The following is a 20,038-nucleotide window of genomic DNA, read 5'->3' as shown; positions in this document are numbered from 1 at the left end:
AAAGCACAAGAAAACTCAGACCGATCTGTCTGAGTTTTTTATGATCTTAAATTTTCTAAATAACGCTGGGCTGTCTCTAGGTTAAAGGTTTTATCTGCGATGAGGCGCTCGACTAGGGGAGCTACCTCGGATTCACTAGCACCTGCGAGAAGTGCCAAGGATTTGGCCTGCAATTTCATGTGACCTTGCTGAATCCCTGTACTCACCAAGGCTTTTAGGGCAGCAAAGTTTTGGGCAAGTCCGATAGAAACGATAAGCTGGGCTAATTCTTTGGCAGAAGGATTTCCCAGTAGTTCATGACTGAGGGCTACGCGAGGGTTGAGGCCGATAGAGCCACCCTTAGTCGCTACAGGCATGGGCAGGGTCATCTCACCAACCAATTCTTCTCTTTCAAGATCCAACGTCCATTGACTAAGACCTTGATAGCGTCCATCTCGACTGGCAAAGGCATGAGCCCCCGCCTCAATGGCACGCCAGTCATTTCCAGTAGCAATCAAAATAGCATCAATACCGTTAAAAATCCCTTTATTGTGGGTAGTTGCTCGATAAGGATCAACCTGCGCAAACTGACTAGCCAAGGCTATCTTCTCCGCAATCTCTCGCCCTTGATCCTTTTGGCGACTCAAGTAACGAAAGGCGATACGACAGCTTGCAGTCACTAGAGAATCGGTCGCGTAGTTGGACAGGATTCCCATGAGACTTTGTCCCTGACTGAGTTCTTCTAATATTGGTTTCAAGGCTTCCAACATGGTGTTGAGCATATTGGCTCCCATGGCTTCTTGGGTATCGACATGAAGATAAACAACGAGAAAGTCTGTTTCACCTTTTATCTGCTCGACATGCAAATCACGCGCCCCGCCTCCACGTTTAACGATAGAAGGATAGGCTTGATTAGCAAGCTCCAAGAGTTCTGCCTTCTTGCTGGCAATCTTCTCTAGCGCTTGTTCAGGATCAGCAACTTGATAAAGGGCTACCTGCCCAATCATCCGGCGCTCATGAACTTGAGCAGTAAAGCCACCTGCTCGCTTGATGATTTTACTGGCATAGCTGGCCGCAGCAACCACTGAGGGTTCTTCTGTCACATAGGGAACTGTGTATTCCTGACCGTTAACGAGAACCTCTGGGACCAGCGAATAAGGCAGAGAAAAAGTTCCCACTACATTCTCACTCAGCTGGTCTGCCACAGTCACACTAATCTGTTCATCCTGCTCCAAACTCTCTTGTCTCTCAGGACTAAGGAGCGCCTGAGCTTTTAACAGCTCGAGGCGCTCTTGGTATGATTTTTTAGAAAATCCATTCCAACTTATCTTCATTATTTTTCAACCTTGCTATAACGGCGTTGGTGGTCAACAATTTCAACCAAGGCAAAATCTTGATTTTCATAGCCAGCAAACTGGGCAGAGTTTGTTTCATCCAAGTCTACTTCTTCAAAGAAGACTTTTTCATAGTCAGCAACGGATAGGGCAGTTCGTTGGTTGAGCTTGTTCAAGCGGTCTTTATCCAGATAAGCTTCATATCCTTCAACCAATTCACCACTGAAAAACTCAGCCACGGCACCACTTCCGTAACTATAAAGGGCGATTTTATCCCCAGCCTTCAGGCTATCTGTATTTTCCAAGAGAGACAAGAGTCCAAGGAAGAGGGAACCTGTATAGATATTCCCTACCTTTTGACTGTAGAGAATAGACTGGTCAAAATTCTTTTGCAAGAGGTCTTTTTTCTCTTGAGGCAGGCTCTTATCCATGATTTTTTTCAAGCCTTTTAGCGCTAATTTAGGATAAGGCAAGTGGAAGCAAACAGCTGCAAAATCATCCAAAGTAAGCTGGTAACGTTTTTGGTATTCAAGCCAAGTCGTTTTCAAACTATCCAAGTATTGCTGGGTAGAATAGACACCATTTACATAAGGCGTTGTAGAGTAATTTGGACGCCAAAAATCCATGATGTCACGAGTCTGAGCCACATTGTCATTATTAAAGGCCATAATGCGTGGATTTTGTGTAATTAACATGGCCACACTGCCAGCACCCTGAGTTGGTTCTCCTGGAGTTTCAATACCGTACTTGGCAATATCACTGGCAATGACCAAGACCTTGGACTCTGGAGAATTTTCCACATGCAATTTGGCATAATGAAGGGCAGCTGTCGCTCCATAGCAGGCTTCTTTAATCTCGAAACTACGAGCAAAGGGCTGGATGCCCAGCAAACCATGCACAAAGACGGCCGCAGCTTTACTTTGGTCAATTCCTGACTCAGTAGCCACAATGACCATATCAATTTCTGCTCTTTCTTGCTCAGTTAAAATAGAGTCACTTGCACTAGCCGCCAAGGTCACGATATCCTCAGTTAGGGGCGCAATACTCAATTCCTTGAGTAAGAGTCCTTTGCTTAATTTTTCAGGGTCAATTCCCCTCGCTTCTGCTAAGTCTTGTAATTTCAAGACATATTGACTGGTCGCAAAACCAATCTTATCAATACCGATTGTCATATTTACCTCTGTTTTATCATTCATTGTAAAAAATCGTTCTATACTATTTTATCACAAATGGCAGTAAAAGAGAGAAAAAAGACTTGATTCACCAAATCAAGTCGCTTAGTAGTCTAATTATTTTGCTGCTTTCGTAAGTAGGAATAAAGTCTGAGAATCACTGTTCCGCTAGCCATTCCAATGGAAATCACCAAAGCCAGCATAACAACCAAGGTTGCACTAGCAATGGCATGACTGTAATCTCCTGTCACAAAAAAGGCAGTTGTCCGATAGGAGAGATAACCCGGAACTAGAGGTGCCAAGATGGCTAAGATAAAGACCACAGCAGGTGTCTTATAAAGAATACTTAAAATCTGGCTGATACAAGAACCGATAATGGCTGCAATAAAAGTAGCCACAATAACATTGGTCGGTTCCTTGAGCAAGAGATAAATCAGCCAGACAGCCATGCCCAAAATCCCTCCAGGTAAGAGCATGGAGCGTTGCACATTGAGTACGATTAGAAAAGTGATAATGGCAAGAAGACTTGCTACTGCTTGTAATAAAAAGGTTGTTAGTGTCATATTAGTTCATCAATACCAAGGCGACAGAAGTTCCTGCCCCTAAAGCAAGGGTAATGAGCAGAGATTCAAACATCTTGCTCATACCAGAGTTTATGTGGTTGGTCATAATATCACGAACCGCATTGGTCAAGGCAATTCCTGGTACAAAAGGCATGACCGCACCAGCTATAATCAAATCTGCCGTTGAGGGAAAGCCTGTGTAGCGCGCCCAAAACTGAGCTATCATCCCAAAGACAAAGGCTCCAGCAAATGCTGTTACAAAAGGAATTCGGATAAACTTTTCCACATAGAGGGAAAAGGCAAAACCAAATAAGGTAGCCACTCCTGCCCCAAGTGCGTCGTAGATATTTCCACTAAACATAACTGAAAAGAAAGGGGCACTAAAGGTCGCAGCCAAAGTTACCTGCAACTTAGTATAGGGAAGGGGTTGAGTTTGTAAAGTCGTCAATTGCTTGAAGGCTGTTTCTAAATCAAGCTTTCCACCTACTAACTGACGAGAAATCTGGTTCACATCGCAGACTTTTTCGATGTTATAAGAAGAGGAGGTCACGCGCTTCATACGCGAAATATTGGTATTTTCAATCGAGAAAAAGATAGCGGCAGGCATGGCAAGAACATTACAATCCACAATCCCCTGCGAATGCGCAATACGAATCATGGTATCCTCTACACGATGGATTTCTGAGCCACTTTTAAGGAGAATAGTCCCCGCTAACATAATCACATCAATAACGGCATTTAATTCTTTTGATTCTTCCATGCTTTCCTCCTTTTATCAACTCCTTCTATTCTATCACAAATCTGGAGTCAAAAAAAATCTTTGCCATGAAATCATGACAAAGATTCGTTTAATCACGAGAATTTTCGTGGTTGTCTTCACTGCTTGATTGAGTCGTAGCAGCTGCATTCCCTCGTTGATTTCCTTGTTGGTTCCCCTGACTTGGTGTCGTAGTAGAACCTTGGTTTCCACGTTGGGATGGTGCTGATGATGACGTTGACGGTGGTGTTTTTGGTTTGTAGATTGAAATCTTGACACGCGTCTTAGTCAAATCAACCTTTTCACCCGCTTTTGGACTCTGTTCAACGACTGTACCCTCAGCAGTTCCATCAGGAGCTGTCGACACTTCTACAACTTCAATATTGGCTTCCTTAATCCCAACAATTTGAACAAGATTATTTTTAGTAAATTCAAGACTAGATCCTTTATAACTTGGCATAGAAACGCTGGTTACTTTCTTAGCAACGGTTAAGGTAATCGTTGAGGCCTTGCTCAAATCATAGGTTGTTCCGGCAGCTGGACTCTGTCTGAGAACGGTTCCTGCTTCGCTCTCACTTGATTCTTCTTCCTCAATCTTGATGAGATTTTCAGGAACCTTCTTCTGCTTGAGTTCTGCTATAACATCTGTCGATTTACGGCCGATATAGTTACTCAATTGGAAAGATTGCTTGCCTGATGAGACAACCAAATTGATTTTCGAACCTTCTTTTCGAGTCTTTCCAGCTTCAGGATCTGTACGGATAATCCGCCCTTCTTCCACCTTTTCACTAGCCTCTGATTTCTCCTCGCCAATCTCAAAATTGGCTTTCTTGAGCGTTTCCTTGGCCTCCGCAACTGTCTGACCTGCCACATCTGGGATGGCAATGGTTGCAGGAGTTCTGGATAAGATCCAAATAAGAGAAGCTGCCACCAATACAATGCTGGCCAACAAAATCATATAACGAACTCTAAATTTCCGTTTCTTAACAGACTTGGTTGCGTAATTGTCTTCTGAAACCTGCTGACTCGGTTTCGCAGTCTGTGGCTTCGGACTTTGTGTTTGCACCTTAGGAATCGAAGTCAAGGTACTCTGGGATACCTTCGGTAGTGTCTTGGTGTCCGCCTTAGTAGTATCATTAAATACCAGTTTAGGCTCATTGCGACGATTGTAAGATAAGCTACTAGACAAGTCCACATACATCTCTGCAACTGACTGATAACGATCTGTCAATTTCTTGGCAGTTGCCTTGATAACAACATTCTCCAAAGCCTGAGGCACAGATGGATTTTCATCAATAACTGATGGCAGTGGTTTCTGGAAATGCTGGAGAGCAATGGTCACCGCACTATCCCCGTCATAAGGGATATGGCCTGTCAGCATCTCATAGAAAATAATCCCCATGGCATAGATATCACTCTGTACAGTCGCCTTAGAACCACGCGCCTGCTCTGGTGACAAGTAATGAACCGAACCCAGCATAGAGTTAGTCTGAGTCAGACTTGTCTCTGCAAAAGCGACCGCAATCCCAAAGTCTGTGACCTTGGCAGTCCCATCTGGTGTCAAAAGGATATTTTGAGGTTTCAAGTCCCTGTGAACAATTCCTCGAGTATGGGCCAAACGCATGGCTAGGAGGATTTGCCCCATGATACGGACTGCTTCTTCATTAGAAAGAGGATAGTGTTCCTTGATATAGCGTTTAAGGTCTAGTCCAGCAACATACTCCATTGCAAGATACTGTTGACCGTCTTCCTCACCAATATCTGTTATCCGAACGATATGAGGATGGTCTAGATCTGCCATAGCTCTCGCTTCACGCTGGAAACGAGCTACAGCTATCGGGTCCGTCTGGTAGTTGGTCCTCAGGACCTTCACTGCCACTTCTTCTCCGTCTAGAATTAAATCCTTGGCCAAATAGACATCTGCCATGCCTCCTCGGCCAATCTGTTTCACAATCCGATAGCGTCCGGCAAAAATCTTGCCGATTTGGATCATTCTGCATCCTCCTCGTTCATAGAAACAAGGGCAACCGTAATGTTGTCTAAACCTCCTGCATTGTTAGCAAAACGCACAAGCGTCGCTGTTTTATCTGCCAAAGGAATATCACTGGTTACAATATCACAAATCTCACTGCCTGAAATCATGTTAGTCAAACCATCACTATTGAGCAAGAGATAGTCACCTGGCTCAAGGGTAATCATTCCAAAATCAGGTTGAACTTCATCTTTTTGACCGATAGATTGAGTAATAATATTTTTCTGTGGATGGCTAGCAGCTTCTTCAGGTGTCAATTGGCCAGCTTTAAGCAATTCATTGACCAAGGAATGATCGCTCGTTAACTGGTGGTATTCTTCTCCACGAATCAAACCGATACGAGAATCTCCAATGTGGGCATAGATAGCTTGATTGCCAATAATAGCAACAGCTTCTAGAGTTGTTCCCATTCCTTTATAGGCATCATCTTGTCCAAGTTGATGAATCTTTTGATTTTCAATTTCTAGGTAATTAGCGAACCATTCACGCACTTCATTGACTGTATCGATCTGGGTATCAACCCAAGCTATACCTAGGTCTGTTACCGCCATTTCACTAGCGATATTCCCTGCGCGATGACCTCCCATCCCATCAGCTAAAATAATCATGGTACGCCCAGCTCTATTGACATAGTGGTTGACATAGTCTTGGTTATTTGTTCGTTTCTGACCAACATCTGTTAATAATGAAATTTCCATGTGTCAGTTCCTTCCTAATCTGATATCTTGCGAAATTGACTGATGAAGAATCCATCACTTCCATACAATTCAGGTGTAATGAGGATACAGTCGTCTTTCATGATATCCTTACATTCATGTTCTAGTTTTACCTGCTCGAACTCAGGATGACTTTCTAAAAACGCCTCAACGACTTGAAAATTCTCCTCTGAGACAATAGTACAGGTACTATAAGTTATTATACCACCTTTGCGTAGTGTTTGACAAACACTACCTAATATTTCTAGCTGAATTTCCTGTAAGGACGCGAAATCTGCCGTTTCTTTATTGTATTTGATATCTGGTTTTCGGCGCAGAAGACCGATTCCTGAACAGGGAGCATCCACCAAAATCTTATCAAATGAATTTCGCCCAAAAAACTCATGCACCTTTCTGGCATCCAATTTTTGCGTTTGAACCCGATCTGCAACTCCCAGACGTTGAGCATTTTCTTGGATTAAGTCCAACTTGTGATCGTAAAGGTCCAGAGCAGTAACCTGACCTGTCGTGAGATAAGAGGCTATATGGGCTGTTTTCCCACCCGGAGCCGCACAGGCATCTAGAACCTGCTCATTGCCTTGTAAATCAAGAGTTGGCGTAACAAGCTGACTTGACTCGTCTTGGATGGTAATGGCTCCATCTGCAAACAAATCATGGCCTGCAAAATGCCCCTGCTCCTTAACAAGACCAGTGGTTGCTAAAAGGGAATTATTCGCCTCCAACAAGGCTTGGATTTCCTCTTTTCGACTTAGGTCTGTTACACGAATACTGGCCTTGTTTCGCACCAAAAGGCTTTCAAAAATAGCTTGTGCTCGCTCTTCTCCGTATTCTTCCTTGAGCTTGGCAACTAGCCAAACCGGAAGGGAATATGCAATGGAGTCACGCTTATTTTTTCGTTTGATGCTGGTGATATCTGGCCAGCCTTCACGCAAGATACGGCGAAGGACGGCGTTGACCAATTTTTCACTGCCTTTTTTACGGACTTTGGCCAATTCTACTGCTTCATTGACCACAGCATGGTCTGGGATCTTGTCCAAATAGTGGAGCTGGTAGGCACTCATGAGAAGAAGGACATAAAGCCAACTGTCTAACTGGTCTCTGTCTTCGATAAAGTGTGATAGATACCATTCTAAGGTGAGTTTGCGAGCTACTGTTCCATAGACCAGCTCTGTTACCAAGCCCTTGTCTGCTACTGAAAGCTGGCTTCCCTTGAGATGCTTATTTAAGGCAATATTTGAGTATGCTTGATTGATAAAGATATCCTCTAATACTGCTAGGGCTAAACTTCTAGCCGTTTCTACTTTAGTCACCAAATCGTTCTCCTACAGTCAATGTACGTCCAACTCCGTTGAGGAAGGAAGCGATGTCCATCTTAGGTTTACCAGCTGGCTGCACTTGTTTGAGGGATAGAGCCCCTTCTGCCGTTGCGACAATCAATTCTTTCTTGCCGATAGAGAGGATCTCACCTGGATTTCCCTGACCATCTACTGGTAGGGCTTCATAAATCTTAAAACGGTCGCCCTTAAGGAAAGTATGGGCAACAGGCCAAGGGTTCATGCCACGGATTTGGTTAAAGAGTTGACGATTGCTTTTATTCCAGTCCAGTTTTTCTTCCTCTGGCTTGATATTTGGCGAGAAGGTAACTTGACTTGGATCCTGTGGTTCAGGTTTGATGTCACCAGCAATGTAGGCAGGCAAAGTATCCAAAAGCAAATCACGACCAACTAGCGCCAATTTCTCAAACAAGGTGCCGACATTGTCCTCATTTGTGATCGGAATGCTGCGACGAGAAATCATATCTCCTGCGTCCATTTCCTTAACCATCTCCATAATGGTCACACCAGCTTCCTCATCCCCTTGAATCAAGGCGTAATGGATCGGAGCACCACCACGGTGTTTAGGAAGAAGTGACGCGTGAACGTTGACCGCAAAGTCCATGCTATCAAGGAGTTTACTTGGGAGAAACTGCCCAAATGCAGCAGTCACAATTCCATCCGCTCCTAGCTGCATAATAGTTTCCATCTCTGGACTTCCAGATAGTTTTTCAGGTTGGTAGATTGAAAGACCCGCTTCCTTGGCGGCCTGCTTGACTGGTGTTTCTTGGATCACTTTTTTACGGCCGACAGCACGGTCTGGCTGAGTCACAACGGCTAGAATTTCGTAACGGTCATCTGTCAAAAGTCCTTTTAAAACTGTTGCTGAAAAGTCGGGTGTCCCCATAAAGATTAATTTTGTCATATCTTCTCCTTCTTATAAAAATTGCTGTGGCTCATGGTCAATACTGAGACGAAGCTCACTATTTTCCCGTTCTTGAGTCAGGGCCAAGACCTGATTGAGGGTCGGCCCCAGCTCATCCTCTAAACGGTATTTAATTAAAATCTGGTAATGATAGAGGTTGTGGGTACGAGCAATCGGTTTTGGCGTTGGCCCGAGAATGTGACTGGTATCTGACAAGCCTGACCGCAAAATGTTCATAACTTCATAGGCACGTTTGACCACCTCTTCTTCTTTCTTATGAGAAAGGGTAATGCCAATCGTGAAATAGTAAGGCGGATAACCTAGTTGTCGTCTAATACCCATTTCATAGGCATAAAAGCCTTCGTAGTCCTGATCCTTAGCAAATCGAATAGCGTAGTGCTGAGGATTGTAAGACTGAATCAGGACCTGACCAGCTTTTTCCGCACGTCCTGCCCGACCTGCCACCTGAGTCAAGAGCTGGAAAGTTCTCTCAGAAGAACGGAAATCAGGCAGATTTAAGGCCGTATCCGCATTGAGAACTCCTACTAGAGTCACATTGGGAAAATCCAATCCCTTAGCAATCATCTGAGTTCCTAGTAAAATATCTGCTTCCCCTCGACCAAACTGGTCAAGTAGAGCTTGGTGACTACCTTTCTTACGAGTCGTATCCACATCCATCCGCAGAATGCGTGCATGGGGAAAGAGTTCTGCCAGCTCGTCATAAGCCTTCTGAGTTCCTGTCCCATAGTAACGAATACTGCGACTCTTACAGTTAGGACAGACCTGAGGAATGTCTTTCGAAAAACCACAATAATGGCAGTTCATGCTCTTGGTATCCATGTGCAAGGTCAGGGAAATATCACAGTTGGGACAAGTATCCACGGTCCCACACTCCCGACACATGACAAAGCTAGAATAACCACGGCGATTGAGCATGAGAACCACCTGCTCTTTTTTAGCCAGACGGTCTTGGATAGCTTCTAGCAAAGGAGGAGTAAAGTTTGATGTCTCGTTTTGTCCAATATAGTCTCGAAAGTCAACCACTTGAACCTCAGGAATCCTAGCTAAAGGATTAGCTCGTTGGGTCAGACGCAAGTGTTGATAGACGCCCTTCCCAGCCCGAGCACGGCTCTCTAAGCTCGGCGTTGCAGACCCAAGCACCAGTGCCGCTTGATTATACTGGGCCCGTAAAATAGCCACTTCTCTGGCATGGTAACGAGGATTGCTGTCCTGCTTATAAGTAGCTTCATGCTCCTCATCGATTATCATGACACCCAGATTTTTAAGAGGAGCAAAGATAGCGGATCTAGCACCAACCACAACTTGAGCGTCTCCACGCTCGACCTTGCGCCATTCATCATACTTTTCACCATTAGACAAGCCTGAGTGAAGAATGGCCACTTTCTCACCAAATCGAGCAATAAAACGCTCCGTCATCTGTGGAGTCAAGGAAATCTCAGGCACCAGCAAAATAGCTGTCTTTCCCTTGTCCAAGGCACCTTGGATAATCTGCAAGTAAACCTCTGTCTTCCCACTTCCTGTAATCCCTTGAAGGAGGAAGGGAGGCTGGTGACTACCAATAGCACTGACAACCGCATCACGCGCCTGTCTTTGTTCTGGATTCAACTCCAAAGGCCGACTTGCCTCAATGCCTTCAAAATAAGCAGCCGAGCGTTGAACTTCCTTTTGGACTATGGACACAGCACCTTGCTCCACAAAGAAGTTGACTTGCTCCCGCGAATAGGACTCTAACAAACTAGCCAAGGAATCACTCTCCGGATGAGACAGCAGATAGTCTCTCAATTCCAACTTTTTCTTGGAGCGCGCAGAAATCTCGACACCTTCTAACTGAACAAGATCAACCTCATACCAAGACTGGGTCTTGACCTTCTTTTGATCGACCGCCTGATATTCCAGACCAAGCAGACCTTTTCTAGTCAAACGCATCATTTCGACTTGCTTCGCAATGTCTAGTGAAGAAAAGGCTAGCGAATCTTCTGAACCAAACAAACGCTCTTGGTCCTCCTGACTCAGACCTACCTTAGGATAGAGAATCTTGTCATAGCTAGAATTCAGAAATCCCGGTAGCATGGCCTTGAGGATGGAGATTTTATAGGAGAAGACGGACTTGCGGAGCTCCTCAGCCAACCAGAGTTGTTCTTGGGTGAGAACAGGTGAAAAATCCAACACCTCAGCAATATCTTTTAAATCTTGCTCCATCTCTTCTTCATCCGATTGGGACTCCAAACCAAGAACAATCCCTTGAATCAAGCGATTTCCCTTACCAAAGGGCACATGAACCCGCATCCCAACTTCCAGCATTCCCTCAAATTCCTCAGGAATCCTGTAACTATAGGGCTGGTCCGTCTGCATCAAAGGCACATCTACGATAATCTTGGCTATAGCCATCTTCTCACCTCCTCCTTGTCAGTACATTCTTGCAATAGAAAAAATAAGATTGAGTCCCCCCAACCTTAAATTTTTTCACCATCTTCTTTTTCTTTAGCGATTTGCTCTTTGATTTTCTTTTCTTCTTCTTCTTTGCGGCGTTTTTCTTCTTCGATACGACGACGCACTGCTTCACGTTTTCCTTCTGGATCTGGGTGAATGGTAACGTTTCCTGATTCGATTTCTTCTAAGGCGCGAAGAGTTGATTTTTCAGACTTGAAGCCTTGAGTTGCTGGCGCACCTGCTTCTAATTCGTGGGCACGTTTTGCTTCCAAGATTACGAGTGAATATTTTGAAGGAACCTTGTCGAGCAAGGTATCAATAGAGGGTTTTAACATCATTTGCTTGTACCTATTTTCTAAATTTTATCGGGTAGTTGGAGATTTTGGTAACATCTCCTGATAGTGACCAATAACACGATCCACACGGAAGTGCTCTGCTTCGATCACACGTTTGACACGCTCAGCAGCTAGGGGCACCTGATCGTTGACAATCGCATAATCATACTCACGCATGAGGGCAATTTCTTCCTTGGCTTTTTCGATTCGTTGAGCAATTACTTCTGCACTGTCTGTTCCACGTCCTACCAAACGATCTTGCAATTCATCCAAATCTGGTGGTGTCAGAAAGATAAAGACAGCATCTGGAACCTTTTTCTTAACCTGAAGAGCACCCTGAACTTCAATTTCAAGGAAAACATCGATTCCCTTGTCCAAGGTTTCATTGACGTAGGTCAGAGGAGTTCCATAGTAGTTGCCGACATATTCTGCGTATTCTAACATCTGTCCTTGACGAATCAGCTCTTCAAATTCTTCGCGAGTACGGAAGAAATAGTCAACACCATCCACTTCTCCAGGACGTTGTGCACGTGTCGTCATCGATACAGAGTATTGAAATTGGTTTTCAGAACTCTCAAAAATCTCTCTTCTAACCGTTCCTTTTCCAACCCCTGAAGGACCAGAAAAAACGATTAGTAAGCCTCGGTCTGCCATTGTGTCTCCTTTTAGTCAGTCTGTGAAATAACATTTCTCTAGAATAATGGCAAAGAGCCAGATTATCCTTTACAGTCTTTCTATCTAGTGTAACAAAAAAGCAGTAATTTTTCAACTGCTCTTTCTCATTTATTTGGCATAATCTACTGCACGAAGCTCGCGGATCACGGTTACCTTGATATTTCCTGGATAATCGAGATTGTTTTCAATTTTCTCACGAACTTTGTGAGCCAAGATTGTAACTTTGTCGTCCTTGATTTTTCCTGGATTGACCATGATGCGGATTTCACGTCCTGCTTGAAGGGCAAAGCTAGTTTGTACTCCTTCAAAGCCGTTAGCAATTTCTTCCAAATCGTGGAGACGCTTGATGTAGCTTTCAAGAGACTCACTACGAGCACCTGGACGAGCCGCACTCAAGGCATCTGCTGCAGCAACAATCACTGCAATCACGCTTTCTGCTTCGACATCTCCGTGGTGACTAGCAATCGTATTGATCACAACTGGGTGTTCCTTGTACTTACGAGCTAATTCCATACCGATTTCAACGTGGCTACCTTCAACCTCACGGTCAATGGCTTTCCCGATATCGTGAAGGAATCCAGCACGACGGGCAAGAGCCGCATTCTCACCAAGCTCACTAGCCATAATACCAGCCAACTTAGCAACTTCAATCGAATGACGCAAGACATTTTGTCCATATGAAGTACGGAACTGCAAACGTCCCATAATCTTCATCAAATCTGGATGAAGGTTCGGCGCACCGATCTCATAGGCAGCAGCCTCACCGTATTCACGGATCTTATTGTCAATCTCTTGACGGTTTTTCTCAACCAACTCTTCGATACGAGCCGGATGAATACGACCATCCTTGAGCAACATTTCCATAGTCATACGGGCAATCTCGCGACGAATCGGATCAAAACCTGACAAGGTCACCACTTCTGGTGTATCGTCGATAATCACATCGACCCCTGTCAAACTTTCAAAGGTACGAATGTTACGACCTTCACGACCAATAATGCGTCCTTTCATAGTATCGTCCGGCAGATGAACTGTTGAGTTTGTTGACTCTGCTACATATTCACCAGCGATACGTTGCATAGCTTGAACCAAGATGTCCTTGGCCATTTTGTCAGAACGTTCCTTGACCTCTTGCTCGGCTTCACGAATGCGACTGGCAATCTCCTTGGTCAAGTTCTCCTCTGTCTGTGCCAAGATAATATCTCGTGCTTCTGCCTGAGACAGAGCACCAATACGCTCTAGTTCTGCTTCTTTTTGTCTTTCGACTTCCTCTAATTGCTCTTCACGCGCATCAAGGTTTTTCGCTCTATCAGAAATACTTTGTTCTTTTTGTTCAAGTGTTTGTTCTTTACTCGTCAAATTGTCGTCCTTACGGTCAAGGCTAGTAGCTCTCTCTGTCAAACGACTTTCGATTTGTTTGAGTTCTTGACGTTCTGATTTGAATTCAGCGTCCACTTCTTCACGGTATTTTCTGGCTTCTTCTTTGGCCTCCAATAGTGCTTCTTTTTTAAGAGACTTGCTTTCACGCTTAGCTTCATTAACAAGTAAATCTGCTTCACGCTCAGCTTGTCCACGTAAATTAGTTGCTTCTTGTTCAGCATTTAAAAGCATCAACTCCGCAGCTTCCTGAGATGATTTCATCTTAGCTGAGATGCTGACATATCCAATGACTAAACCAATGATGACGGCAAAAACAGCAATCGCAAGCGACATGATTTCCATGTTTTTACCTCATTTTATTGTTATTCCGAATGACATACATTCTTTTACATTCTACCATAAAAAAGTGATTTTCACAAACCTAAAATAGAATATGTTTTGGGGAAATTGGAGTTTAATTACCTATAATTTATTAGCGTAATCTCTATTTCTTAGAAGTTATAGCTTAGTAAAAATTATAGAAAAAGCCCACCTTTCAGCAGACTTAGTAATGATCTTTGAAAGACAAGAAAGCCACGCTATCTCCATCCATCATATAAATCAAGCGATTTTCTGCGTCGATACGACGTGACCAGGCTCCTTGGTAATCATACTTGAGTGGCTCTGGTTTTCCTATTCCTGTAAAGGGATCACGTTGAATATCCTTGATTAGTTTATTGATTCTTTTTAGTGTTTTCTTGTCCTGAGTTTGCCAGAAGCAATAATCTGCCCAGGCATCTTCTGTAAACTTGAGCAGCATTCATCACTCCTCAATAACATGGACTTGAGTGCTTCCAGCACGGACTTGAGCCATTCCTCGCAAGACCTTGTCAGATAGTTCCTTATTTTGAGCAATTCTCAGGGTTTCTTGAATACTATCCCACTCACTCTTTGAAAGTACTACAATGTCCTCGTCTGGATTTTTATTGACCACCGTCAAAGGCTCAAATTCATCATTTACCTTCTTCATGTAGTCTTTTAAATGATTTCGGAATGTTGAGTAAAGAACTGCTTCCATAACCATACCTCGTTTTACCTCTTTTCCACTATTATACACGAAAAGAAAGAAATTGTCAGGAACTTGTACAAGATTTTCTTTTCTATCTATTTATTCGTGAAAAATCTCAAAAAGCCTACCTTTCAGTAGACTTAGTTCTTTTCTATTCTAATCGGCACTCTTCCAAAATTCTGCTCTGCTATACTTGAATTTCCCAATTGGTAAATCTGGTCTGCCTTTTGAGTCATGACATCCCAAGGTTCTTTGCCAATTCGGCTGACTAGACTGACCTGACCTTTCAAAGACTTGAGATGCTGTCTGCCTTTTTCGGTAAAACCAAGGACATGAATGGCTTCTGACAAGTCACCTTCTCTGGCCTGCACCAAGATATAGGTCAAGAGGCGTCTGACACGCGCCTTTGTGTAGCGTTTGGTGGCAACCTCCTCAACCAAGTCTTCCACAGACTGGGCTATCTTGATGGCATCCTTGATGCGCACAGCCATTTCTTGATTGACCTGATAGATGGTGGTTAGGTCGGAATTTGACAAGATTTGATATCGGAGCAAAGGAAAATAGTCATCCCAGCTCACCTTACTGGCCTGCTCAAAGAGGGCAACGGATGGCATAAAGCGTTCTAAGAAATCTTGGTCTTTCTGGTGCTGACGCAGGGCTGTCGCCGAGGCAAAGTCCACATCCTTATCCACAGAATGATAGCCAGCCCCCTGACGCTGAATCGGATGGAGTTTGATTCTACGTCCCGCAACCGCCTTGGCATAGGCCAGAGCAAGAACATGATTGGGCGTATTTCCTGAAAAATCAAGACCAGCAAACTCTTTCCACATGGCTTGGGTTTTCTGGGGATAAGAGAGAGAATCAGGCAAATTTTCCACAAATTTCTCCATCTCAGCACCTTTCTCTGTGTATAAGTCAGCGATTTTTTGATAATCCAGTACTTCCTCCGTCCCAAATGCTAGAGTATCAATTCCCAACCGAGCCAAGATATCCACAGCTCCTTGACCGAAGAAATCCGCCGCCTGAACACTGACTAAAAATGGCAATTCCACTACCAAGTCTGCGCCATTTTCCAGTGCCATCTGGGCCCTTGTCCACTTATCCACAATAGCAGGCTCGCCTCTCTGCATGAAATTCCCTGACATAGCAACGATTTTCAGCCCCTCTGCCTGATCCAGCAGGTATTTATGCCCATTATGAAAGGGATTAAACTCCGCGATAATACCTGTGATGGTCATGCTAATCTCCTACTTCTGTGCCACAAAAAACCAACGGGTGCTGGTTTCTGTTGGCTCTTTGTCCTCAAAGTCCGCATAAAGTTTGAAGGACTTGAATCCAGCCTGTTCCAGCAGAATGTCATAGGTCAAGACCTCATAGGTCCGCTCCTCATGTACTTCATCGTGACGACTAAAGGAACCATCAGCTTCCTTGATAAAGAAAGTCAACTCATGCACGATGGAGTGAGGCGCCGCATCCTCATAGGTGTCCCAAAGCATGGCGAAGTCTTCCGCATTTTCATGGTAGGAATAACCTGGAAAAACTTCATCTGTCTGGTAGGTCGAGTGTACATCAAAGATGAAAACTCCGTCTTCATTAAGAGCATTATACACTTCCTTAAAGACGTCCCCTACTTCCACCTCATCTTGCATGTAGCAGATTGAGTCCGAGTAACAAGTCACAAAGTCGTATTGACCCACCTTGGACAAATCCAGCATATTGCCTTCAATAAAGTCAATCTTTTGTTTGGCTGAAGAAGCTCTCTTCTCAGCAATCTTCAACATATCCCCACTCAAGTCAAGTCCAGTCACATCAAAACCAGCCTGAGAGAAGCGCACCGATTGAATTCCTGTCCCACAAGCCAATTCCAAGAGTTTCTTTCTCTCCTTGGTCTTAGGCAAATGACGGATGGAAAAATCCGTCCATTTATCGTATAAACTATCGTCCATGACCGCATCATAGACCGCCGCAAAGGTTTCATAAGTCGCCATAATCATGATACCAAGAGCCTCCATGGCAAACACCACTCGCCCTTTACCTTTCTATCCATATTCTTCTAAAATAAGCAAAGAAACCCAGTTGACTGCAACTGAGTTCATCTCCTATGCTAAGGCTTCTGAAATATCTACTGAATCCGCCTCATGCCATAATTTTTCCAGGTTATAGTGGGCACGCATTTCTTCTGAAAAGACATGCACTACGACAGCACCGAGGTCCAGCAAAACCCAACCTCCAGATGCGTCGCCTTCGACATGACTACCTTTAAATCCTGCTTCCGCTACTTTTTCACGGATATTATCAGCGATAGCGTCCAACTGACGGCTATTCATAGAGCTAGTGATGACAAAGTAGTCCGTCACACTAGTCAAATCTTGTACATCAAGTGCGAGGATATCCTCTGCACGTTTCTCATCAGCCGCTTTCACGACTAGTTCTAGTAATTCTTTTTCGTTCATTTAGTCCTCTTTCAAATAGTGCACAAAGGCGTTATAGGTTTCAAGAGTTTGGGGATAGATGGGAAATCCTTGATGAGCCAAATGCTCCACAGTTCGTGCCGTTTCATAGGCCACTGCCTTATTGAGCGATAGCTCAGCAATCTCACGCGCCACATCTACTCCAGGAAAGGCTCGATTGTGCTCGATATAGTCTGCGACATAGATGACCTTGTCTAAGTCTGTCATCTGACTAGCCCCGACTGTATGGATTTCAATGGCTCGCAGGATTTCTGAATCATGCAAATTCAAATCTTCCTGAATCTTGTAGATGCCGATTATACCATGCCAGACATTATTGCCCCATTTTTTGAGGTTAGGGTCTAGCTGATAATGGTCAATCAAGCCCAAAAATTCCTGATCTGACAGCTTTTTAGCATAGTCATGAAGGAGCCCTGCTAAGCCTGCTTTCTCGGCATCGACTCCAAATCTCTCCGCTAGTTCTATGGCTGCACGCTCCACACCCAAGCAATGGGTTAAGCGTTTTTCAGGTAGAAGCTCTGCCATTTTTTCCAACAAAGCCTCGCGAGAGCAGTTGATATAATCCTGATATACCATCAGTAGAGCCCCTCCTTCTCGATGTAGTCTAGCACCGGCTGAGGTAGGAGAAAGTTGGGTTTCCGACCTTGGGCAATGAAGTCACGCACCATGCTGGACGAGATATCCATGAGAGGCACATCCACCCAGATAACTGGATAGGAAGTCCCTGACTTGTAGCGTGGGCGCTGAACTCCCACAAACTGAACCATATCTACCAGTTCATCAATTCGGTACCATTTAGGCAGATAGTCCACCATATCGGCACCGATGATAAAGTAATAGTCTGTATCTGGATGTTGCTCTGTCAAAATCTTCATGGTGTCGTAGGTGTAAGAAATGCCCTTGCGCTCCAACTCGATGGTTTCAATGGCTAGGCCTTCAATCCCCTCAATCGCCAATTCAAGCATCTTGAGACGATGGTGTTCAGGGATGGTTTCCTTTTTATCTACATGAGGAGGTTGGTATTCAGGCATGAGCAGAACCTGATCCAGCCCCAACTGTTGCCGTACTTGGTCCGCAACGATCAGATGGGCATTGTGAACAGGGTTAAAATTCCCCCCTAAAATCCCGACTTGTTTACGTTTTTTCTCCTTGATTTCTGGCTCCAACTCTACCTTGGTAAAGGGAGTCAATAATTCGATTGCCATAGGCTAGTCTCCTTTATTTCTCTGTAAAAACAGTTATTTGGAGTATAGTTTTTAGATTTCTTTGACTTTTTTAGAAATCTTGCGATTTTCTTTCTTGCTAGATTGTTTAAACAAAATCAAGATTCGTCCGATTTTTTGGACTGTATCCACACCGATTTCTTCTTCCAAGATTTCAGCTACTTCGTGGATGTTTTCATCTGTGTTTTGCAAGAGAGTGACTTTAATCAATTCGCGGGCATCAAGAGCCTGACGGACGCTGGTTTTGATTTGGTCGTTGAGTCCATTTTTTCCGATTTGGATGATGGGTTTGAGGGTGTGTGCCTGGCTGTTGAGGAAGGCACGTTGTTTTGATGTTAATGACATAATTTCTTCCTTGTTTTTTTGATAGTTATTTTAGGTGGTGTGGGACGGTCGGAACTAATTTTCCAAAGATCTCATCTTTGAAAAATGGATTTCCTGACCTCACAATTGAGCCTTGGTCTCAATTGTGCCCCTTGCCAATCTACAAATTGGCAAAACACCACCGCAATAACTATCGATATATGAGCTCACTTTGTTCGCTCAGTGATTTTATTTTAAATAATGGCTTTTCGTGTGACGACTGCAACGCCTTCTGGTGCCCAGACGGCGACTTTGGCTGTGCCTGTTACACGGATCCAGCCGAGTCCTGAGATAACTAGGTCTGTCTTTTCCTTGATATTAAAGACATGTTGGACCAATTTTGGAAAATCTTCTTTTTCCTTGCTATTTGGTGGGGTTAAAAGGGTTCCGAGATGCTTGTCGTAAAATGCACTAGCGCCTTCTAGCTTGGTACGATGGAGTTTGAGTTCATTGTCAAAGAAAGCAGTAAATCCTTGTTTTTCTCCTGCAATGAAGTCAAATCGTCCCAGGCCGCCTAGAAACAGGGTTTGTTCAGGATTAAGCTGATAGGTTTTAGGCTTAATTTCCTTTTTAGGGCTGACATACTTGAGGTTTTTGGCCGTCAAGTAGTGGGCCATCTGGTGGCGATGGATAATCCCTGGCGTATCGTAAATATAAGATCCGTCATCAAGCGGAATCTCAATCTTGTCCAAGGTTGTCCCTGGAAAGCGTGAAGTAGTGATAACGTTCTGATCACCCGTAATTTCTTGGATAATAGCATTGATAAGAGTTGATTTTCCAACGTTGGTTACCCCAACGACATAAACATCACGGCCCTTACGGTAGTGTTCAATCTTGTCAATGACTTCCTTAATAGCATGTTTGTTTTGTGCTGAAGTTAGGACGACATCCACAGGACGAAGACCTTCTTCGTGGGCACGCTCCATCAGCCACTGGCTAATCTTGCCCGGTTTAACAGACTTGGGCAGGATATCTTTTTTATTCCCCACTAAGAGGACATCATTGCCCGAGACAAAACGTGGCAAGCCTGGGATGACAGATCCATTAAAGTCAAAGATATCAATGACATTGACCACCAAGGCATCACTGTCTCCTACCTCGTGCAAGAGCTTGAGGAAATCATCGTCCGTCAACTGGACATCTGTGATTTCATTGTAGTGGCGGAGACGGAAACAGCGTTGGCAATAGACTTCGCCGGTCTCCAAGCCTTTTTCAAGTGCTGATTGAGGAGTAAAACCAATACCAGCCTTATTTGTCGTCTGAATGGTTGCTCCACAACCAATACAGAGAATTTCTTCCAT

At 44.1% G+C, this 20,038-nt stretch carries 21 protein-coding genes; all 21 read right to left on the bottom strand.

All coding sequences use genetic code 11. From position 1 onward, the window contains the following. Positions 1 to 38 precede the first annotated feature (38 nt). The 21 genes from HT717_RS06230 to yqeH all read right to left on the bottom strand — a co-directional run bounded on the left by HT717_RS06230 (position 39) and on the right by yqeH (position 20,038). Positions 39 to 1,313, bottom strand: a complete 1,275-nt coding sequence (locus HT717_RS06230; RefSeq protein ID WP_023943609.1) for a hydroxymethylglutaryl-CoA reductase, degradative — start codon at positions 1,311 to 1,313, stop codon at positions 39 to 41. Beyond that, a complete protein-coding gene (locus tag HT717_RS06225; RefSeq protein ID WP_031227813.1) occupies positions 1,313 to 2,485 on the bottom strand; it encodes a hydroxymethylglutaryl-CoA synthase in 1,173 nt (390 codons plus the stop codon). The genes HT717_RS06230 and HT717_RS06225 overlap by 1 nt, the downstream gene beginning before the upstream one ends. A gap of 113 nt (positions 2,486 to 2,598) precedes the next feature. Next, entirely contained in the window at positions 2,599 to 3,048 is a 450-nt protein-coding gene (locus HT717_RS06220) for a threonine/serine exporter family protein (RefSeq protein ID WP_060805454.1), read from the bottom strand. 1 nt (position 3,049) lies between these two features. Further along, positions 3,050 to 3,808 carry a threonine/serine exporter family protein gene (locus HT717_RS06215; RefSeq protein WP_153226634.1) on the bottom strand — a complete coding sequence of 253 codons (759 nt, stop codon included), beginning with the start codon at positions 3,806 to 3,808 and terminating at the stop codon, positions 3,050 to 3,052. A gap of 88 nt (positions 3,809 to 3,896) precedes the next feature. Beyond that, the gene (gene pknB, locus HT717_RS06210; RefSeq protein WP_173304741.1) at positions 3,897 to 5,798 is read right to left on the bottom strand and encodes a Stk1 family PASTA domain-containing Ser/Thr kinase; all 1,902 of its coding nucleotides are present in this window, start codon (positions 5,796 to 5,798) and stop codon (positions 3,897 to 3,899) included. After that, entirely contained in the window at positions 5,795 to 6,535 is a 741-nt protein-coding gene (locus HT717_RS06205; RefSeq protein ID WP_000406242.1) for a Stp1/IreP family PP2C-type Ser/Thr phosphatase, read from the bottom strand. The genes pknB and HT717_RS06205 overlap by 4 nt, the downstream gene beginning before the upstream one ends. Before the next feature lie 14 nt (positions 6,536 to 6,549). Continuing rightward, positions 6,550 to 7,863 (bottom strand): 16S rRNA (cytosine(967)-C(5))-methyltransferase RsmB, encoded by a 1,314-nt coding sequence (gene rsmB / locus HT717_RS06200; protein ID WP_173304739.1) that lies wholly within the window; start codon positions 7,861 to 7,863, stop codon positions 6,550 to 6,552. Then, positions 7,856 to 8,791: a methionyl-tRNA formyltransferase gene (gene fmt / locus HT717_RS06195; protein ID WP_173304737.1), complete on the bottom strand. Its 936-nt coding sequence runs from the start codon at positions 8,789 to 8,791 to the stop codon at positions 7,856 to 7,858. The genes rsmB and fmt overlap by 8 nt, the downstream gene beginning before the upstream one ends. Positions 8,792 to 8,803: 12 nt before the next feature. Then, positions 8,804 to 11,200 carry a primosomal protein N' gene (locus HT717_RS06190; protein ID WP_173304735.1) on the bottom strand — a complete coding sequence of 799 codons (2,397 nt, stop codon included), beginning with the start codon at positions 11,198 to 11,200 and terminating at the stop codon, positions 8,804 to 8,806. 65 nt (positions 11,201 to 11,265) lie between these two features. Next, positions 11,266 to 11,580, bottom strand: a complete 315-nt coding sequence (gene rpoZ, locus HT717_RS06185) for a DNA-directed RNA polymerase subunit omega (protein WP_000979235.1) — start codon at positions 11,578 to 11,580, stop codon at positions 11,266 to 11,268. Positions 11,581 to 11,604: 24 nt separating this feature from the next. Continuing rightward, positions 11,605 to 12,231, bottom strand: coding sequence for a guanylate kinase (gene gmk, locus HT717_RS06180; RefSeq protein WP_000775041.1), 627 nt, complete (start codon positions 12,229 to 12,231; stop codon positions 11,605 to 11,607). A 129-nt stretch (positions 12,232 to 12,360) separates the two neighbouring features. Continuing rightward, positions 12,361 to 13,974, bottom strand: a complete 1,614-nt coding sequence (locus HT717_RS06175) for a ribonuclease Y (protein ID WP_049540959.1) — start codon at positions 13,972 to 13,974, stop codon at positions 12,361 to 12,363. A 202-nt stretch (positions 13,975 to 14,176) separates the two neighbouring features. Next, positions 14,177 to 14,431 (bottom strand): Txe/YoeB family addiction module toxin, encoded by a 255-nt coding sequence (locus HT717_RS06170; RefSeq protein WP_049540962.1) that lies wholly within the window; start codon positions 14,429 to 14,431, stop codon positions 14,177 to 14,179. A gap of 3 nt (positions 14,432 to 14,434) precedes the next feature. Continuing rightward, on the bottom strand, positions 14,435 to 14,689 hold the full coding sequence (locus tag HT717_RS06165; RefSeq protein ID WP_000388572.1) for a type II toxin-antitoxin system Phd/YefM family antitoxin: 255 nt from the start codon (positions 14,687 to 14,689) through the stop codon (positions 14,435 to 14,437). A gap of 131 nt (positions 14,690 to 14,820) precedes the next feature. After that, entirely contained in the window at positions 14,821 to 15,918 is a 1,098-nt protein-coding gene (locus tag HT717_RS06160) for a nucleotidyltransferase (RefSeq protein WP_049540963.1), read from the bottom strand. Positions 15,919 to 15,927: 9 nt separating this feature from the next. Then, positions 15,928 to 16,668, bottom strand: coding sequence for a class I SAM-dependent methyltransferase (locus tag HT717_RS06155; RefSeq protein ID WP_049540994.1), 741 nt, complete (start codon positions 16,666 to 16,668; stop codon positions 15,928 to 15,930). Between the two features lie 111 nt (positions 16,669 to 16,779). Beyond that, a complete protein-coding gene (gene rsfS, locus HT717_RS06150) occupies positions 16,780 to 17,133 on the bottom strand; it encodes a ribosome silencing factor (RefSeq protein WP_049540965.1) in 354 nt (117 codons plus the stop codon). After that, positions 17,134 to 17,727: a bis(5'-nucleosyl)-tetraphosphatase (symmetrical) YqeK gene (yqeK, locus tag HT717_RS06145; protein ID WP_049540966.1), complete on the bottom strand. Its 594-nt coding sequence runs from the start codon at positions 17,725 to 17,727 to the stop codon at positions 17,134 to 17,136. Beyond that, entirely contained in the window at positions 17,727 to 18,356 is a 630-nt protein-coding gene (locus HT717_RS06140; RefSeq protein WP_049540968.1) for a nicotinate-nucleotide adenylyltransferase, read from the bottom strand. Before HT717_RS06140 ends, yqeK begins: the two co-directional genes overlap by 1 nt. Positions 18,357 to 18,407: 51 nt before the next feature. Then, complete coding sequence (yhbY, locus tag HT717_RS06135; RefSeq protein WP_000060169.1) at positions 18,408 to 18,719, bottom strand: ribosome assembly RNA-binding protein YhbY; 312 nt, start codon at positions 18,717 to 18,719, stop codon at positions 18,408 to 18,410. Between the two features lie 212 nt (positions 18,720 to 18,931). Continuing rightward, positions 18,932 to 20,038, bottom strand: a complete 1,107-nt coding sequence (yqeH, locus tag HT717_RS06130) for a ribosome biogenesis GTPase YqeH (RefSeq protein WP_049540970.1) — start codon at positions 20,036 to 20,038, stop codon at positions 18,932 to 18,934.

Origin of the sequence: Streptococcus sp. 959, from assembly GCF_013277075.1 — a bacterium.
In the GTDB taxonomy this organism is placed as follows: Bacteria; Bacillota; Bacilli; order Lactobacillales; family Streptococcaceae; genus Streptococcus; species Streptococcus pseudopneumoniae_C.
This window is presented reverse-complemented; position numbering and strand designations above follow the sequence as displayed.

What these genes read in the sequence shown, in the direction of transcription:
- HT717_RS06230 (WP_023943609.1), bottom strand. Translation starts at nt 1,313, where the DNA reads ATGAAGATAAGTTGGAATGGATTTTCTAAAAAATCATACCAAGAGCGC.
- HT717_RS06225 (WP_031227813.1), bottom strand. Translation starts at nt 2,485, where the DNA reads ATGACAATCGGTATTGATAAGATTGGTTTTGCGACCAGTCAATATGTC.
- HT717_RS06220 (WP_060805454.1), bottom strand. Translation starts at nt 3,048, where the DNA reads ATGACACTAACAACCTTTTTATTACAAGCAGTAGCAAGTCTTCTTGCC.
- HT717_RS06215 (WP_153226634.1), bottom strand. Translation starts at nt 3,808, where the DNA reads ATGGAAGAATCAAAAGAATTAAATGCCGTTATTGATGTGATTATGTTA.
- pknB (WP_173304741.1), bottom strand. Translation starts at nt 5,798, where the DNA reads ATGATCCAAATCGGCAAGATTTTTGCCGGACGCTATCGGATTGTGAAA.
- HT717_RS06205 (WP_000406242.1), bottom strand. Translation starts at nt 6,535, where the DNA reads ATGGAAATTTCATTATTAACAGATGTTGGTCAGAAACGAACAAATAAC.
- fmt (WP_173304737.1), bottom strand. Translation starts at nt 8,791, where the DNA reads ATGACAAAATTAATCTTTATGGGGACACCCGACTTTTCAGCAACAGTT.
- HT717_RS06190 (WP_173304735.1), bottom strand. Translation starts at nt 11,200, where the DNA reads ATGGCTATAGCCAAGATTATCGTAGATGTGCCTTTGATGCAGACGGAC.
- rpoZ (WP_000979235.1), bottom strand. Translation starts at nt 11,580, where the DNA reads ATGATGTTAAAACCCTCTATTGATACCTTGCTCGACAAGGTTCCTTCA.
- gmk (WP_000775041.1), bottom strand. Translation starts at nt 12,231, where the DNA reads ATGGCAGACCGAGGCTTACTAATCGTTTTTTCTGGTCCTTCAGGGGTT.
- HT717_RS06175 (WP_049540959.1), bottom strand. Translation starts at nt 13,974, where the DNA reads ATGGAAATCATGTCGCTTGCGATTGCTGTTTTTGCCGTCATCATTGGT.
- HT717_RS06170 (WP_049540962.1), bottom strand. Translation starts at nt 14,431, where the DNA reads ATGCTGCTCAAGTTTACAGAAGATGCCTGGGCAGATTATTGCTTCTGG.
- HT717_RS06165 (WP_000388572.1), bottom strand. Translation starts at nt 14,689, where the DNA reads ATGGAAGCAGTTCTTTACTCAACATTCCGAAATCATTTAAAAGACTAC.
- HT717_RS06160 (WP_049540963.1), bottom strand. Translation starts at nt 15,918, where the DNA reads ATGACCATCACAGGTATTATCGCGGAGTTTAATCCCTTTCATAATGGG.
- HT717_RS06155 (WP_049540994.1), bottom strand. Translation starts at nt 16,668, where the DNA reads ATGGCGACTTATGAAACCTTTGCGGCGGTCTATGATGCGGTCATGGAC.
- rsfS (WP_049540965.1), bottom strand. Translation starts at nt 17,133, where the DNA reads ATGAACGAAAAAGAATTACTAGAACTAGTCGTGAAAGCGGCTGATGAG.
- yqeK (WP_049540966.1), bottom strand. Translation starts at nt 17,727, where the DNA reads ATGGTATATCAGGATTATATCAACTGCTCTCGCGAGGCTTTGTTGGAA.
- HT717_RS06140 (WP_049540968.1), bottom strand. Translation starts at nt 18,356, where the DNA reads ATGGCAATCGAATTATTGACTCCCTTTACCAAGGTAGAGTTGGAGCCA.
- yhbY (WP_000060169.1), bottom strand. Translation starts at nt 18,719, where the DNA reads ATGTCATTAACATCAAAACAACGTGCCTTCCTCAACAGCCAGGCACAC.
- yqeH (WP_049540970.1), bottom strand. Translation starts at nt 20,038, where the DNA reads ATGGAAGAAATTCTCTGTATTGGTTGTGGAGCAACCATTCAGACGACA.